The following is a 1,035-nucleotide window of genomic DNA, read 5'->3' on the forward strand; positions in this document are numbered from 1 at the left end:
AGTTCATTATCTTGTAATTTTCTTGGCAACTCTTCATAACGATCAAGGTTCCCATTAATAACATCAGCATAACCACTTGGTGTTTTTTGAAAGTCGATTACTTGATTTAGTGTTCCAAGCGTGACCCTATTTTCGTCGGCATAAAGTCCCATTGGTCTTGGAAATGCCTTTAATTTTGTTTCTAGCTTGCCATTATTGGAACGCACTAAAATAACACGTTGTGATTGATAACTTGTCGCAATCAACGATACGCCCAACTGAGCCAATATTTTTGGGAAGTTGTCACTGTGGGTGCTACTAAAATCTAACGGTTCCATTTCAGTGCTCATTAATTTCACTACCTTTTGATCTAATCAAAGTTACACTCTTTATATTATTTTTATTAACTACATGTGCAGGCAAAATATTTTCAACCATCGTTAATTTTGTTAACGGGTATTCAACTCCGCATGCTTTTAGCTGTGCCACAACGCCTGAAACAATAGCGGCTGATGATGAGGTGCCACCAAAATTTACATACCCATTAAGTGACGTTGATGCAATTGAAGAAGGGGCGTAATAATCAACACATTGCCCATAATTAGAAAACTCAGCAACATTCCCATTTTTATTTATTGCCCCTATAACAACCACTGAACTTAATGCCGATAGATGATTGACTTCACAAGCTTTCTTACCCGAATTTCCTGCTGAAACAACGATAATAGGTGCATTTGATGCAGATGCAACATTCTCAATTACCAGTGACGTAATACCCGATAATAACGGTAAAACCCAACTACAGTTGATAACATCCGCTTTCATCAACTTAGCGACCTGAAATGCCAATATTATAGAAGATGACCATGTTGAAACTTGCCTGATAGCTATTATTTCACTAGTCGGTGCGAAACCCTCAACCCCTATATTATCTTGCTTTGCAGCAATAACTCTAACCACACGTGTACCATGGTAATCAGTTGGGTTTTTAGCACTGGGTGCCAGTGTTTTTCCATCAGGACCATATTCAAACAATACTGTTCAATCATCAAACTC

The 1,035-nt window shown here is 38.1% G+C and carries 2 protein-coding genes; both read right to left on the reverse strand.

Going from position 1 to position 1,035, the window contains the following annotated elements; translation table 11 throughout:
- Nucleotides 1-317: TIGR03032 family protein (locus tag H5232_RS23385; protein ID WP_259400197.1), on the reverse strand; the 317-nt coding region annotated here is incomplete at its 3' end.
- Nucleotide 318: 1 nt separating this feature from the next.
- Nucleotides 319-1,014: a S8/S53 family peptidase gene (locus tag H5232_RS23390; protein ID WP_259400198.1), complete on the reverse strand. Its 696-nt coding sequence runs from the start codon at nt 1,012-1,014 to the stop codon at nt 319-321.
- Between the last annotated feature and the right edge of the window lie 21 nt (nt 1,015-1,035).

The sequence above is a fragment of the Pseudoalteromonas sp. SG41-5 genome (assembly GCF_014164495.1).
In the GTDB taxonomy this organism is placed as follows: Bacteria; Pseudomonadota; Gammaproteobacteria; order Enterobacterales; family Alteromonadaceae; genus Pseudoalteromonas; species Pseudoalteromonas rhizosphaerae.